At 47.9% G+C, this 14,826-nt stretch carries 15 protein-coding genes, 4 pseudogenes and 1 other annotated feature; of the genes and pseudogenes, 3 read left to right on the top strand and 16 right to left on the bottom strand.

The annotated features are described in order from the left end of the window. Position 1: 1 nt before the first annotated feature. The 15 genes and pseudogenes from AC6I8M_RS21920 to AC6I8M_RS21850 all read right to left on the bottom strand — a co-directional run. Positions 2 to 694 (bottom strand): VirB8 family type IV secretion system protein, encoded by a 693-nt coding sequence (locus AC6I8M_RS21920; RefSeq protein WP_498013855.1) that lies wholly within the window; start codon positions 692 to 694, stop codon positions 2 to 4. Positions 695 to 882: 188 nt separating this feature from the next. Next, positions 883 to 2,073: a TrbL/VirB6 family protein gene (locus AC6I8M_RS21915; RefSeq protein WP_498013854.1), complete on the bottom strand. Its 1,191-nt coding sequence runs from the start codon at positions 2,071 to 2,073 to the stop codon at positions 883 to 885. Positions 2,074 to 2,134: 61 nt separating this feature from the next. Beyond that, positions 2,135 to 2,386: an EexN family lipoprotein gene (locus AC6I8M_RS21910; RefSeq protein WP_498013853.1), complete on the bottom strand. Its 252-nt coding sequence runs from the start codon at positions 2,384 to 2,386 to the stop codon at positions 2,135 to 2,137. Next, a complete protein-coding gene (locus AC6I8M_RS21905) occupies positions 2,383 to 3,132 on the bottom strand; it encodes a TrbJ/VirB5 family protein (protein ID WP_498013852.1) in 750 nt (249 codons plus the stop codon). Before AC6I8M_RS21905 ends, AC6I8M_RS21910 begins: the two co-directional genes overlap by 4 nt. A gap of 10 nt (positions 3,133 to 3,142) precedes the next feature. Beyond that, the gene (locus tag AC6I8M_RS21900) at positions 3,143 to 5,893 is read right to left on the bottom strand and encodes a VirB4 family type IV secretion/conjugal transfer ATPase (RefSeq protein ID WP_498013851.1); all 2,751 of its coding nucleotides are present in this window, start codon (positions 5,891 to 5,893) and stop codon (positions 3,143 to 3,145) included. Positions 5,894 to 5,907: 14 nt separating this feature from the next. Continuing rightward, positions 5,908 to 6,183, bottom strand: coding sequence for a TrbC/VirB2 family protein (locus AC6I8M_RS21895; RefSeq protein WP_498013899.1), 276 nt, complete (start codon positions 6,181 to 6,183; stop codon positions 5,908 to 5,910). Positions 6,184 to 6,203: 20 nt separating this feature from the next. After that, positions 6,204 to 6,797, bottom strand: a complete 594-nt coding sequence (locus AC6I8M_RS21890; protein ID WP_498013898.1) for a lytic transglycosylase domain-containing protein — start codon at positions 6,795 to 6,797, stop codon at positions 6,204 to 6,206. Positions 6,798 to 6,801: 4 nt separating this feature from the next. Further along, positions 6,802 to 7,032, bottom strand: coding sequence for a DUF3408 domain-containing protein (locus AC6I8M_RS21885; protein ID WP_149591048.1), 231 nt, complete (start codon positions 7,030 to 7,032; stop codon positions 6,802 to 6,804). Between the two features lie 24 nt (positions 7,033 to 7,056). Continuing rightward, positions 7,057 to 7,368 (bottom strand): hypothetical protein, encoded by a 312-nt coding sequence (locus AC6I8M_RS21880; RefSeq protein ID WP_498013897.1) that lies wholly within the window; start codon positions 7,366 to 7,368, stop codon positions 7,057 to 7,059. A 520-nt stretch (positions 7,369 to 7,888) separates the two neighbouring features. Continuing rightward, positions 7,889 to 8,155 (bottom strand): helix-turn-helix transcriptional regulator, encoded by a 267-nt coding sequence (locus AC6I8M_RS21875; RefSeq protein WP_498013896.1) that lies wholly within the window; start codon positions 8,153 to 8,155, stop codon positions 7,889 to 7,891. Between the two features lie 60 nt (positions 8,156 to 8,215). Continuing rightward, the gene (locus AC6I8M_RS21870; RefSeq protein ID WP_498013895.1) at positions 8,216 to 8,836 is read right to left on the bottom strand and encodes a helix-turn-helix transcriptional regulator; all 621 of its coding nucleotides are present in this window, start codon (positions 8,834 to 8,836) and stop codon (positions 8,216 to 8,218) included. Between the two features lie 502 nt (positions 8,837 to 9,338). Then, positions 9,339 to 9,851 (bottom strand): DNA-3-methyladenine glycosylase, encoded by a 513-nt coding sequence (locus AC6I8M_RS21865; RefSeq protein ID WP_498013894.1) that lies wholly within the window; start codon positions 9,849 to 9,851, stop codon positions 9,339 to 9,341. A 3-nt stretch (positions 9,852 to 9,854) separates the two neighbouring features. Beyond that, positions 9,855 to 10,226 carry an Rpn/YhgA-type helix-turn-helix domain-containing protein gene (locus AC6I8M_RS21860; RefSeq protein ID WP_498013893.1) on the bottom strand — a complete coding sequence of 124 codons (372 nt, stop codon included), beginning with the start codon at positions 10,224 to 10,226 and terminating at the stop codon, positions 9,855 to 9,857. Positions 10,227 to 10,422: 196 nt separating this feature from the next. Further along, positions 10,423 to 10,983: pseudogene (locus AC6I8M_RS21855) on the bottom strand (Rpn family recombination-promoting nuclease/putative transposase); the annotation flags it as partial. A gap of 114 nt (positions 10,984 to 11,097) precedes the next feature. Then, positions 11,098 to 11,172: pseudogene (locus tag AC6I8M_RS21850) on the bottom strand (IS200/IS605 family transposase); the annotation flags it as partial. Positions 11,173 to 11,242: 70 nt separating this feature from the next. On the opposite strand from AC6I8M_RS21850, the pseudogene AC6I8M_RS21845 reads away from it, so the two are divergent. Further along, positions 11,243 to 12,089, top strand: a pseudogene (locus tag AC6I8M_RS21845) (IS3 family transposase); the annotation flags it as partial. Between the two features lie 38 nt (positions 12,090 to 12,127). Here the strand turns inward: AC6I8M_RS21845 and AC6I8M_RS21840 are convergent. Next, positions 12,128 to 13,344: pseudogene (locus tag AC6I8M_RS21840) on the bottom strand (IS3 family transposase). Beyond that, positions 12,950 to 13,066 (bottom strand) — a sequence feature (AL1L pseudoknot). (Overlaps the previous pseudogene by 117 nt.) A gap of 42 nt (positions 13,345 to 13,386) precedes the next feature. Here AC6I8M_RS21840 and AC6I8M_RS21835 point away from each other — a divergent pair. Then, positions 13,387 to 13,953: a hypothetical protein gene (locus AC6I8M_RS21835; RefSeq protein WP_498013892.1), complete on the top strand. Its 567-nt coding sequence runs from the start codon at positions 13,387 to 13,389 to the stop codon at positions 13,951 to 13,953. Positions 13,954 to 14,105: 152 nt separating this feature from the next. After that, on the top strand, positions 14,106 to 14,738 hold the full coding sequence (locus AC6I8M_RS21830) for a helix-turn-helix transcriptional regulator (RefSeq protein ID WP_498013891.1): 633 nt from the start codon (positions 14,106 to 14,108) through the stop codon (positions 14,736 to 14,738). Positions 14,739 to 14,826 lie beyond the last annotated feature (88 nt).

Genomic DNA, 14,826 nt, shown 5'->3' with positions numbered 1-14,826 from the left:
GCTATTCCCCTTGCTCTTTTTCACGCTGATAACTGGTGACGACAAATCCCAGCGGATTATTGGCGCGTTGCGCATCAGTCATGGTCTGCTGTGGCTCGAATCGCCACGTCATGCGTACCGTCCAGTATTCCGGTTGCACATTACCGCTACGGACATCGCGGATATCCTTGCGAAAGCGAAAGGTGGAGAGTAAATCGGGATTATCAGGATTGCTGGAAGCAGAAATGAAATTAGTAATAAAGATGATTTCGGCGGTATATTCTGCGTCCTTAAACACCTTGTCGGGTGCAGACGAGCTATTCCACCAGTCAAGGTAGGCTTTGTTGACCCCCTCATTACCGTAGCGCTGTACCGTGTCGTAATCATGTTGCAGACGAAAATAATCATAGCCTTCCCGCAAACGTACATATTGCTGGGTAAAATACCGTGCCAGTGCGCTATTTTCAGACAGTTCACCTTTTTCTACGGTGGTGACTTTCTCTACCGTTCCCGCCAGCTTGTCCGCGACATAAAGCTCGGTATTGGTCTGCTTTAACGGCAACAGAATAATAATGGCAATAAGAGAAAGCAGCCCAAAGGCGGTGCCAACACCGGCGATAATAAAGGCGATGGTTTTATCGCGTTTATCACGTTGCCGCCATTTTAATTCAAATCCTTGCGCGGTTTTTAAATACGCTGCTTTTTTAGTGAACATTATTGACTCCCAATCCGTTATTGACCGGCTCAAGCTGGCCGGAAATGGGGGACAATGCATTATGTTGCCCCGCGCAGCCGGACAACATGCACAGCAAAAGCACTACGCCTGTTATTTTCATGCGCATTATTCCTTGATAAATAAGATGAGGGATTGACTATGCCATTGTCGGCAGATAACGCGGGGGATTAATCTTTCAGTTTTGGATTGGTTTTAACCGTAGGCGCTTGTGACCATTGAACACCATGTGTCGCCTTAGGACGCTCTGGCGTAATATCTTTAGGTTTAGGCATTTCGCTGCCACTTGCCATTGCCCAGCCCTCAGCGCGAACCTTTTGCAATGTCGTTTTTGCCTTGCTGATGCCGTATTGTGTTCCTCGCCCGGCAAGATGACCGATTCGACCGCCCTCCCGCTGGCTTTTGTCTACGCCTTTAACGCCTTCAACAAATCCCTTGCCCTGATGCCAGCCTTCCTTACCAGCCGCTTTACTGCCACCAATCAGCCCTCTGATGCCTTTAGCAGCACCAAATAACCCGATGGCACCCGCAGCAGTGGCAGCCCCTTCCAGTGCGCCTTGTACGCCAACACCGGCTAATTGATGTGCGATTTTTGAGGAAAGATAAATAACCACGCCACATACCGCCCCGGTCAGTCCGGCCATAGCACCCATCGTCACTAAATTTTTATCAGTGGCTTCTACAGCAATCCTACTCAAGACCTTATCTAGGAACGTTATGCCCGAGGATAAAGCTAATGATGCGAACATGACCGTAAATACTGATGATAAAATAGCTTGCATCCAGTTATTAAATGTTGTTCGTAAAAAACCAAACAGCATACAAAAAATAAATACTGGAGCGGTCACTGCTAGCAATAGTAGAGTGATTTCAGCGCTAAGAAAGACAATGGTTACCGATAGCAAAGCAAAATAAATACCAGCCCACGCAAAGAATGTACCTATCATTCCGTCAGTCTTCACATACGTTGAAGTGTCTAACTCCATTAGCTTTGCGCTAATCTGCTGCCCTTTAATCCATAATTGATCTAGCCATGCCCACACGTTATCTTTTCCAGATAGTCCATTCTTCAAGCCATCAATCGCCTGAATGGAAAGATCCAAATACCCTCCTATATTCATCATAAACATTATAATTAAGCTAGCCCTAGCTAAATCCCAGATTATGCTTTCAATAGGACGCTGTAATTTTCCAGCAAAAACGAGATAACCGCACCATAGAACATAAAGAGAAATACTAACACCAAAAATAGAATATATGGTGTTGGAATACTCCATTGATTTCCCTGCTGTTACGTTATTCAATGTCTGCATTATATATGCATCCATTGTTTGGAATAAATCCGTTTTTGAATCAGACATTATTTAAACCCCATAACTGCGCTCTATTTTTTATAGAGCGCTTAATAACGGAATGTATTTATTATTTATTTGGAACTTCATTTAGCAAATCACCAAACTTAGGTAAAGGTGCATGAGCCTGCTCATAGCGAAAAACGGCTTCCCGGGCATTGTGGCAATTATCGGTATCAGCACCACTCTTTTTGCATTCACTGTCTTTTTCTTTTGCCTGTTCGATATGCTCTGACCACCACACCGTGGACTTCGTTTCTTCACCACATCCTGTCATTAGAAATGACAAAAACAAGGTAGATATTGCGGCTACTATTTTCATGGTACTAAGTCTCCAAATTTCGGGAACGGGGCATCATATTGTTGCTGACGAAACGCTTTCTCACGCTTCGCTGCCAAGAGTTTATCACGTTGTTCCGCCGCTTTAATGTTCATTTCCCATGCACTGGTCAATGAATTTAGCTGAACACTCTTGGCCTGTATTGCATTCGCCAAGTCCTGCGATTCCTTGCTGTCTTTGGCGTTGGCTATCCGATTAGACAGTTTGCCAATATCTTTCAGCGCATTATTGACCTTTTTTTGTACCTCTGCTGTCTGCTCAATCATATAGCCCTTGTTTGCGGTTTCCTGCTTGCAGACGTTAAGATAATTTTTCGCGCCTTCGGTAATGGTTTTAGTCTTAAGGTCACAGACATCAAATACTTTGTACTTCTCATACAAGCCATTAAGTGCTCCACTCGGGGGATTATCTGATGTTAACAGGTCATTGAGGCTGATGCCCTGTTTCTGCAACGTTTTGATTTCACTTTGTAAACTTTTACCCTGTTCAAGTAGCCCCTGAATATCACGAAGCCCTGTCGCAGTAGCCAGTTGATCTTTGTAGGCGTTCATCTGCGCCTTGTAGTGCTCAACGGTTTCCATCCATTGCTTGGCTTCCTTCGCCCACTGTTGCGCGTTTTCAATCTTTGCTGTGAAATCAAAAACGGGTATACCTTCGGCATAGTTCGGAGATGAAGCCGTTAATAGCACTGCCGCGATCCCCCATGCCAACGTCTTGTGGATTCTCATTATTTATTCCTTAAGCAACTAATTTTAGATAGGCATCAACCCATTCATCCGGGCGCATACCGTCTTGAAACAGGCTATCAAATACTTCCAGATCGTCTTTATCCGTGCTCAATAATTTGGTGGTCACACCTAATCCCGATAAGTCCAGTGTCACCAACGCCGCAAAGTCATTCAAATCACCTTTATACAACGACGATTTAACGATAAGAAACTGGCGCGACAAGGGATCAAGATTTTTAATGATATTGAAATACCGCTCCGGTACTTTTAGCTGGTTCACGTACTGCTCATAATCGGCTTTAGGATTAGCCAGATAGATATGGGTTGTGCATTGTTCCCGCATAGCACCAGAGACGCTGCTTTTCAGAATTTCCTCAGGGGATTGTGTCGCGGGAATGATAATGCCGTTAAGCTTTCTCATGGTTTTTAGCCGGTTATAGACGAAATCTGCAAAAGCGGGATTGCCGATCCACTGCCAAAACTCGTCCATAAAAATCACCAGTCGGCGGCCATCAAGTAAACTGGTCACGCGATAAAGCAGGTAAAAGGCAATTGCCGGGCAAACATCCGGGTTATCCAGAAACTCGGTACCATCGATACCAAAATTGTCATACTGACTCAAATCGAAGGTGTCATTATCGTTATCAAAGACCCACGCCAGATCGCCTCCTTGCGCCCAGCGCGCCAGCCGGATTTTTACACCATTTTCCCGAGCCTCCCGGTTATCGGGTTCACTGATATGGTTAATCAATGCCGTCACCCCAAAACGACGCCCGTCACGCGGTAACGCCATAACGCGCTCCACGCCGGTATTAAGGCGTAACTCTTCGCGGGTGGTCAACGTGTTACCGTTAAGCGTACAGATGATTTTCATCAGTTGCTTGACAAAAATGACATTGCGCTTAGTCGTATTCAGCATAAACGGTGCAAATCCAGTCATTTCACCACTCTTTATGCTAAAATATTGACCGCCTAATGCGCGTATCCCCGGCTCTGTCGCCCTATCCTTATCGAAAAATACTGTTGTTAACTGTTTGACTGGACTATTAATGGGGAACAGAGCGGTGTTTCGCCATTTCTGCATCATCACCATCATAAACATCAACAATACTGTCTTTCCCGATCCGGCCTGCCCTAAAACATCCGTATGCCCTAATGTTTTCTTGCCGAGTTCATTCACGCCCATTAACGTATTGTGCAGATTCAGATCGTACTTGCCGCCCGCTGGCGTTTTAAGCTGTACCAGTGGCTCACCCCACGGAACACCTTTACGCTTACCAGCGAAAAAATTATGAAAGGACTCAAAATCCACGAAGTTCTGACTACTCATCAAGGCCAGTCGTGGGCGTAAATGGTACACGCCCGGGAGTTGCGCAAGATAGGCGGCCCCCAGAGACAACATGGAAAGCGAGACAATCATCCCCAAGTCTTCCAGAATCGTCATGACCTTATTGGTGTTGGCGGTCAGTTCATCCAGCGAGTCAGCATAAATCACTAGCGAGTAATGGTATTTGCCAAACGCAATCACCCCTGAACCATGTAAATCTTTGGCAACTTCCAAATCCAGTAATTGCGAGGCGGCTTCATCACCGGCACTTTTCAGTTTCCTGATTTTATCCTTGATAGCGGCCTGTGCTTCCTGTTTTCCCAAGGCCGTAAACGACGTGGTCATGACATAATTCATACGTAGATAAGCCAGTGAATCCAATAACCCGATCTCACTATTTTCGCAAAAATCCTTGATTTCAAGCGACCTGAAAAAGCGTTTTCCACGCGGCGTATTAACCTGCCCGGAATCCTGCGCCAGAAACACATCAACGCCGCCAAGCACCTCATACAACGGCGTAGCCGATAAGCGGACTCTTTGCCAGTGACCGGAAAGCAGATATTGATAAAAGCTCAACTGTGAAGAATAAACCCCCTTTTCATTTTCAAATATCCCCAGCGGTTGTGCATGAAAGCGCGCCAACGATGCGCTGATTTTACTCACAACCTCGCGCATTTCGGGTAATGTTTCCGCGATAGCTTTCTGCTTGTCGTGGATATTTCGCATTTTGTGTTGCATCTTCTGTTCTTTACCAAAAGGCGCATAGCACACGGTAAAGAACAGTCTATTTTGGTAGAGTCGAGATTTTTTTATTCCTTCATAGTATTTTTTGCTGATTTCATCAGCAAAAGGATTGCCACTCCGGGTATCCAGATGATCATAAAATGTTTCACGGATACGGTGAGTATAGAAAGTCACCGGCTTACCCTCCCATGCGCGGATCATGGTATTTAACTGACTATTGATAATCGCTAAATCATTGTCATCCTCGCATTCAAACGGCACCCCGATAACTTCCCATGTCGCCAGTTCGTCATTCTCACGGGTTTTCACAATATGCGTATCAATATGTGAAGAATAAGGAATAAGGTTTTCTAGCGGCAGGCGTTGATTGAGCTTCATACAGTCTGCTATCTCCTTGATATCCACGGCATCATACTGACTGGCTGAAAATACCGTAGTGCCATAAAAGCGGTTAATGACGTAAATTCCCAACGTTCGCATTTTCAACCGCATCAAATGAAAAATGGCCTCATCCTCTTGGGTCATCAACTTCATGATGTACCATGCAGCAAAGGCCACGATAAGAAAAAACCAGCTAATATTAGCGCTCAGGCTGATTAATGCGCCCTCGACAACCACAAAAGGGACGATGGGAACGCCAATCCCCGGCAACACGGGCTGTCGCGTCAATGCCTTATAGATGGTTGACATTCCGCCTCCTTATATCAGGCCAGCCATTTGCCGATTTCCGCCGCTGATGCAATCAGCGAAGCCCCTAGAATTACACCCCAGCAATCGCGGATAGTTTCCCCCCGAAACAGCACCCGAAAGCCGATAATCAAGGCGGCCAGCGCCACCACAATCCCGACAAGAGAATGCGCTTCGTCAAACACTTTTTGCAGCAATGTTTTTGTTTTCACCAGTCCATTAGCCTCAGCGGACAAAGAAAACAACAAGGCGGCCATCAGATAGGCGTATTTATTTTTCAATACTGATAACATAATTATCCTCTATTTGATTTTTAATCAGCAACAAACTCACCACGCAGCAAATGACGTGGGTAACGGGTAATGTTTCGTTTGGACAGCGACGGAGCCGCTGCGGTTAATGTTCTGCGATTGTCGGTGATATCCTGCTTAACGCTAGGAACAACGTATTGTGGCGTTTTTTTATACCCTATTCTTTCAACATAACTGGTATGATTAAACGTCTCTTCTTTTTTCTGACCCGTTGAGAAATTACCGGTGTAATAGCAACTGAGCGCTCTTTTCAAAGAGCCGCCGCGCTGATAGCAATCGGTCATGATTTTTTCAAAAATGGCAAGATTAGTGCAGGGGTCGAAGAGTTGTTCATCATTAACATGGTAGGTTTTAAAATTGGTACTGGTGATTTGCATCAGGCCCAGCGAGTAACGTTTTCCTTGTGTTTTTAATTGATTAACATGGGAAAGTGCCTGGTTTTTTCTCTCAGGAAACAGTCCTTTTTTTACGCCTACAATGCCGATGGCATAAGGATTTAAACCGGATTCCACTCTGGCAACCGCCAAGGCCGTATCAGGATGGACAGAAGGCGCGCACTGCATGGCTAAAGCAAGAAACGCCGTGGTGGATAACATGAATTTACCTCCTTTTTTTATCAGGCTGTGTTCTTTCCTCCTCTGTGCCTAAAATGCGCTTTAAGTTATCTTTTGCTTCATCACCATGTCTTTCAACCACATAGTGAATAAATTCAGAAATCGTCACAGGACGCCCAATATAATGACCGATATCGAGCACGATTTTATCGAGACGGTCACGTAGTACCGCGCCCACATAAATATTTTTCCCCGGACGCGAAAGTTGTTTAAACATTATCATTATCCTTGATAAAGATGACTAGCGGCCTCGGCGCTTCACCGCATAGAGGTAAGTATTGGGTAGGCAACAGTTGGTAAAGCTGGCTTCTTCACTGTTATTCGTTATGTCTAATCCTTTTTTTAACGTATAAAGAAAATCGAACAGCGTATCGTCGTTATCCCGTTTCTGATCTAATGTTTTCCTCCATATTGAATCAATAATCTCTTCGGTTGAACGGGTCTCATGCCCCCGTAGAATACTGAGTCTTAATAGCCGTATCTCATCGTATTTTTTGCACTGTTCACGATAGCGCATTTGGCGACGCTCACGGCAGCGTTGACGAGCGTTCATTAATTTATCCCCCTAAAAGAAGATTTATGGTAAATACACCAGAAAATACTTACTACAAATCCACCTGTTGGTGATTTGTGTACACCTGTGTCGGCATACATCCAGCCAGAAAGCGTTATAAGCTCCGCCTTGAGCGTAAAAATCAAGGCTACCGGCGATCAACCCGTTATTCCGTCGCTAATTTTTTAGCGGCGAAATGACGAATCATGCAGCATGACTACATCGTTTTCCGCCATACTGCGGATCGCCGATACCGATTTGTTAAAGAGCAGGCGCAACTATTCAGATAACAGGCACCTCTACCAAAACTGGATGTTTTCAGAATCAGTGTCACCCGGAAAACGTGGGCGAGGGAAAATGATGCCTTAAAATTTTTGGCCGTTGAATAGGGATAATCACCATTTTAACGGGTAAATTTAATCATTTAAAATCAAACACTTATAATGAAATACCACTATAAATAAAGTTAAAATCCCCACTTTTTGATGTGAGGATTAATAAATAAAACCTTTGTAAACAATTAGTTATTTTCTTTTGTCTCGATTAAATAATCCTCAATCGCAAAATTGAAAAATGCTCTTAATGCAGAGTATGTTTTTAATTCATGCTTTTGCATTGCGTTATTAAAATGATTGTCTACAGTCCTAACGCTAATGTTTAGGCATAAGGCTATCTCACTGTTAGTAAGTCCAGAACGAGACATTGACAATATCTGAATTTCTCTTTTTGATAATTTAGGAAATATTCCTGAATACTTCTTAAAATTATTAATGCGGAATGGATTCATTATTTCCGTCTCCTGTCGAGTTAGCGTAACCGTCAGAGCACATCACTCTGACGACGAGTCTTAAACGCTAATGACCTGACTACCCGAAGGCATAAAATTAGGAGGAAGATAACGATTTATTCCTTTTTCTCGGCAAAATAGTCTAAGCTGATTTGCATGATGTACATCAGCTTTGCTATAGATATTACTTAAATGTACTTCTGCTGTTTTAACTGCAATATCTAACCACTTGGCAATCTCCTTGCAGCTTAATCGCTGTAAAGAAAGGAACAAAACATCCCATTCTCTATCCGTAAAAATCTCTTTAGGTTGAGATAACATAACCGGATAAGGTGACTCACCTTCAATATACTCAAGCAGCGATAAAAACAGGAATGGCTGCGCATAAAAAAATGTCCCTTGATAAACGTTCTTTTCATCGAAGCGCGGAAAAAAATCAAAACGCAACGGTTGAGGCGGTTTTTTGTAACCACCGGGTAACGTACTCAGCAGCGATAACGGCAATCTTTTATTGCAAACGACCTCCTCGTGCACATGAAAAACGTCCAGCACCTGAGAAGATTCCACCGTCATCCCCAGAATATCGGTCATCGCGGCATTGGTATAAACCTCAGATTCAGCGTCAGTAAAGCCACAGGGGATCGTGAGACTTTGGCAAAATTGCGTGATTGAGCCGTTCATGCGACACCCCCTACCTTTAGAAGGGATGCACGTTGGCGAGGCGTTAAATGACGTGAAATGCGCGCAAATTTAGCGAGTATCGCCGGTCTTGCGCTACAGACACGCTTACAGAAGATGGGATGCAGATTTTTAGAACGAGTTTTAAGGGGGGTAGTAGCCATGATAGCAACCTCCAAGGAATAGCTGGTTTTTTGCTACCACGGAGTTCTGACACTCATGGGTGGTAGCCCAGACGGGGGTCAGAAACCGGCTTCCTTGGATACCAGCCACCCTTACGGGTGCCCCGCCTGAGCCACCATTGTTTTATAAACGGTACGCTTAAGCGTTTTTGCGATATAAAAAAAGACGCATGGCGCGTCGTCTATCGCCAAGGAAAGCAGCAGGTTCTGACACCCGGTTAACCGTTGAGGATTAACACCTTCAATTATAGCGACGGAACGGAAAATCGGCAAGGATATCTTAATGGGGGTGGGTATATATTAATTGTCATACTTAACGGTTTTTACATTGACTCAAAACGCCACAATTTATCGATGCCAACTTTTATGCCTATTCTTGGTGTAGCAATATATTCTGGCTGACTGTTGGAATCGTAAACACAAAAATTATGCGATTGTGTTAAATCAATCTGGTTATTATTTTTCGTGATAGTTAATTGTTTGCACAGTTTACCCGGCCCATCCAAAGAAAGACGCATCGGTTTCTCTAATTCTATGCCACGAATTAAAACAGCCGCCGGAAAACCTTCACGTTCGGTCACAATATTCAGACAATGGTACATGCCGTAAATAAGATAAACATAGGAAAACCCGGCAGCACCAAACATGACTGCTGTCCGTGGCGTGGAGCCTCGCGCGGCATGACAGGCAGGATCATCCTGCCCTATATAGGCTTCCACTTCGTTGATAACACCATAATAGTTAGCAAATTTTAAAACTTTTCCCAGCAAATCCTTTGCTACACAAAGCGTATCACGCTCATAAAATGATCGAGGTAAAATAGTATTACTCAACATCGATTAATCCATCAGCGCATTAATCTCAGCATCAGACAGCCCCGTTGACATTTTGACAATCGCCCGCTCAACTCCGTTGGCTAAAAGTTGGCGCGCAATGGTCAAAGCAGACTCTTTCCTACCTTTTTCTATGCCTTTTTCTATGCCTTTTTCTATGCCCCGCTGTTCACCAAGATGAATGCCTTTTTCTATACCTTGTTTCTCGCCTTCTTGCCGTAGCTGCTCTGCAATGGTCATCACTACCTCCCGATAATCAGTTGCTTTCTCCGCAATCTGATGCAAAAATTGCTTTGCATCAGAAGTATTTCCTCGTTCTACAATATAACAGATTAATCCTCGAAATAGCTCAGGCTGCAATACCCACTGATTGAGCAAACCTGCTATCTCATGACTTAACTCTAAATAGCTGCGCTTAATACCGCTACACCTACCGTTTACTGATGGGTGGCATGTTGCGTATGGGCAACACTTCTCAAGCCCGATGTAGCACGGTCAGGCAAAGGAAACAGCCCTGTGCCTTGCACTGCATGGGCTGACCAAAAGTGGAGCACTATTCCGCGCAGCTATTTAGCATATCTCGGGTTCGGATATGCTTCATCACTAGCTCCATCAGGGCAACATGTCGATGTGTGACAATCTCCTCGTCCGGGATGGCCGTCACGTCAACCAGCGGAAACGCCTGCGTATAGACAGACTTTGCCAGTTCCGGATCAGCAAAACAATCCAGCCAATGGGTACTGTAGGGATACGGCGAAGTATTACCTTGATAAAACAGCAGCGGTATCACTACCGGCAAGGTGTCATTGCCCTGCTCAAGATGCCGTTGCATGGCGGCAACCGCATACCTTAAGAGCCTGAATGACATCAGCTTTTCAGGTCTGCTCTGATGTTCGATGACGCAATAGACGTAACTATCATGACCCGCGGTGGTCTTCATCGAATAGAGCATATCCGAGCACTGGCTACGCAGGTCTGGCTCAATAAAGCTGCCGGACTCCATCGCCAGCGTACTAAAATCACACAATTGGCGAAGTTTTTCCGGTAAATGAATTTGCAGAAAATCCCTTGCGATGGTGATATCACCAAGGAATTTCTTAAACAATGCGTCGTGATGGGAAAGTGTCTTTTTCATCAATGCAGTATACCCGTGAAGGATAAGCCTCGCCATTCATTAACTCCAAAGGGTACTCCCACCGACATGAGGTGGGAGGGGAATTTGGACGGGCTTTGCAAGCCCGTAGAATCATCAGCCACGCTGATGCTGAATGTACTGCTTCACCACTTCCAGCGGCGCACCTCCGCATGAGCCAGCAAAATATGTAGTGGCACACTGATACTGGCCACCTGATCGGAGGTGATATTCTCACCTCACCAACACGATAGGTGACCTCATGGGTAAACATTTTACGGCGGAATTTAAGCTCGAAGCCGCAAAGCTGGTTGTCGACCACGGCTACACATACGTTAAGGCGGCGGAGGCGGTTAATGTCAGCCATTCTGCTATTACTCGCTGGGTCAATAAGCTTCGCCTTGAACGACAGGGAAAAACGCCAGCGGGACTTCCTCTTACCCCTGAGCAGCTCGAGCTGCGTGAGATGAAGAAGAAAGTCCAACGCCTTGAAATGGAGAACGAAATTCTAAAAAAGGCTACGGCGCTCTTAATGTCGGACTCACTCAATGGTTCACGATAGTCGACAGGCTGAGAGCGCGATACCCGGTCACGGCGTTGTGCCAGACTTTTGAGGTACATCGCAGCAGCTATAGGCACTGGCAGGCTTCCGCTAATGAACCCGATGGTGAGCGCGTGGTTAATCGCAGCCGCGTCATGGAAGCCTGGAACGCCAGCGGCGGCTTGCCGGCGCTCGAAGCATCGCGACCATCGTCACCAGCAGCTCTGGCGTTAAAATGGGGCGCTGGCTGGCCGGTAAGCTGATGAAAGAGCTGGGTATCGCCAGCTGCCAGCTACCGGCTCACAAATACAAACGCGGCGGCAATGAACACGCTGAAATACCGAACCATCTCAACCGCCAGTTCGCGGTTACCACGCCGGATCAAGTCTGGTGCGGAGATGTGACCTACATCTGGACGGGCAAATGCTGGGCTTACCTTGCGGTGGTGCTGGATCTGTTCGCCCGCAAACCCGTGGGATGGGCCATGTCGACGTCGCCGGACTCGGCACTCACGGTCAAAGCGTTGCAGATGGCCCGGGAACTCCGGGGGCAGCCAACAGGAGTCATGAATAACCCCGAGTTTATTAGAGAGTAATTTTGGCAATACTACGCCGCTTCCTCTGATGCTAATTGCGAAGCGTAATAGTTCATTTCGGCTTCAGTAGGAGGGATGTAACCCAGCCGCCCGAGCAACCTTCTGTTGTTGTACCAGTCCACCCAGTCCAGCGTGGCCAACTCCACTTCCGTCCGGTTTTTCCAGCTCCCGCGGTCGATCACCTCCGTTTTGTACACCCCGTTGATACTCTCTGCCATCGCATTATCGTAGGAGTCGCCGGTAGTGCCGACTGACGCCAGGATTTCAGCATCCTTCAGGCGCTTTGAATACGCTAATGAAACATATTGTGAGCCTCGGTCTGAGTGATGGTTCACCCCTTTCCCGGGGCGACGCGCCCAAAGCGCCTGCTCCAGCGCATCCAGCACCAGAGATGTCTCCATCGACGTTGAGACCCGCCAGCCGACAATAACGCCGGCGAACACATCGACGATAAAGGCCACATAAACGAAGCCCTGCGCCGTGCTGACGTAGGTGAAGTCCGCCACCCAAAGCTGATTGGGCCGCTCCGCCATGAAGCGCCGGTTCACCAGGTCATCCGGCGTAGCCGCATCTTTATCGCTGCACGTGGTTTTAACGCCTTTACCGCGGCGGATACCGACCAGTCCCATCGCCCGCATCAGGCGCTCTACCGTGCATCGCGCGACTTTGACGCCTTCGCGCCGAAGCTGGAGCCAGACTTTCTTCACACCATAAAGCCGTTTATTTTCGTCGTAGACGCGTTCAATCTCCCGGCCAAGCTCTTCATCACGGCGCTGGCGGACGCTACGTAATTCCGGGTTCTGCTGTCGCTTTCGCTGCCAGTAATACGTTGCTGGGGCAATATGCAGTTCCTGACATACCGGCTCGACCCCATGCTGTTCCATCAGCGGCACCGTTAACGACGCTATTTCTTGCAGTGGCGGTCAAGCTCCGCCTGGGCAAAATATGCTGACGCCTGTCGTAGAATATCGTTGCTGCGGCGAAGCTCACGGTTCTCGCGCTCCAGCTCCTTAAGCCGCTGACGTTCATCCGCGCTGAGGCTGTTTTTCACCGTCAGCCACTGTTCATGTTGTTTGATCCACAGACGCAGCATCTCGGGTATGCAGCCAATTTTTGGTGCAATGGACTGGATCGCTTTCCATTGCGAAGCATGCTCATGCTGAGTTTCCAGCACCAGATTAACTGCCCGTTCACGGACTTCCGGAGAGTAACGTTTGGTCGTTGTCATAGAGACCTCCACTTTTAAAGTATAGCCTCTAATTTATCCGGGGTGATTCATCTTCTTGTCAAAGGCGATGTCGACCTGTCCGGCAGCGATATTGCCACATTGCCGGATAACCTGACCATCATCGGGTCATTGATAGCGCGCGAGTGCGCCAGATTATCGGCACTGCCGGCCGGGCTCGATATCATGAACAGTCTCGACCTGCGTAATACGCCGATAACCTCGTTGCCGGCCGATATTGGCGTCGGGCTGGACATCATGCTGGAGAATACCGGTCTGCTATCCCTGCCAGCCAATCTGGCGGTGGACGGTGCCCTAGACCTTGAAGGTACGCCCATCGCCGCACTCCCCGCCACACTGAGTGTCGGCGGCTACTTTAATCTCCGTAATACCGCCGTGACCGAACTGCCGGAAGACTGGTACATCGACGGGCCGCTGCTGCTCGATGTGGAAAAAATATCGAGTCCGCTGGCGTGGCGGCGGGTCCCTCTTGCCTCACTGACGCCGGATGCCCCCATCCTGCAGGATTATTTTTTGTCCGCAGAGCCGGGCGAGTCGGTCTCTGGCAAGTTGGCAGTGGACGCGCAGGGTGTGGAGGTCTTTGCCGTCTAGGTGTGCGGGGAAATCCGGGTGTTCGCTGGGCGGCATGTGGCGTCCGCTGCCGGGTTTGACCATCCTGGTGTCTCTGCCCTGCTCCAGCAGGCGGCCCATGAGTGCGTGGTAGTGCTGTCAGCGCGTTTGAATGCCGGACGGGAGGGTCACCTATGACCCTCTCACTCAACGCGCTCTGGCGACGCAGCCTGGCCCCCTGCGCCTTCACCGATGCCGCAGGCACCCTGTTTGCCAATGCCCCCATGCAGCGACTGCTGGGATGCGACGAACGGGCATGCGGCAATGATTCCCCCCTGGTGACGCTGTTCTTGGCGCAGGAGGCCCAGGCCCGGCAGCAACGTCAATCGCTTTGGGTGTTTAACAGCCAACCCTATGGCGCCCACGGCATCACCCAGCCCTGGCTGTTCTGCTTTCTTCCCGACGTGGATGATGACGGCGTGTGTCACGGCAGCTTTTGCCACGCGCGGCCGTTTCCGTTCCTGTCGCTGCCGGACTATCTCGAAGGTAAGAGTCCTCGCCCGGTGGAGGACTGGCCCGTCGACGACAGGTTTACCGACAGGGAGCGGGGCATCATTTTTTTATCGCTGCAGCGCCTGAGCAGCAAGCGCATTGGGCAGCGGCTCCAGATATCGCATCGCACGGTAGAAAACCGGTTGCAGGTTATCTATCACAAGCTAGGTATCCACAATGTCCGACAACTGGATGACTATTGTCGCCAGGAGGGTCTTATGCACGCCATTCCCCCGCAATGGCGACCCCGCGTCAGTCATATCATTAACCCATAGTGCCCGGTACGTGGTCGCCGCTGGCGGCCGCGTATTCGCGGTGAGGCAGACCTGCTGGTATGATACCCATAAGCACCATCAAGCAAGA

Source organism: Type-A symbiont of Plautia stali, from assembly GCF_059731155.1.
The sequence above is the reverse complement of the archived record's forward strand: the minus strand, read 5'-3'. Positions and strand labels throughout refer to the sequence as shown.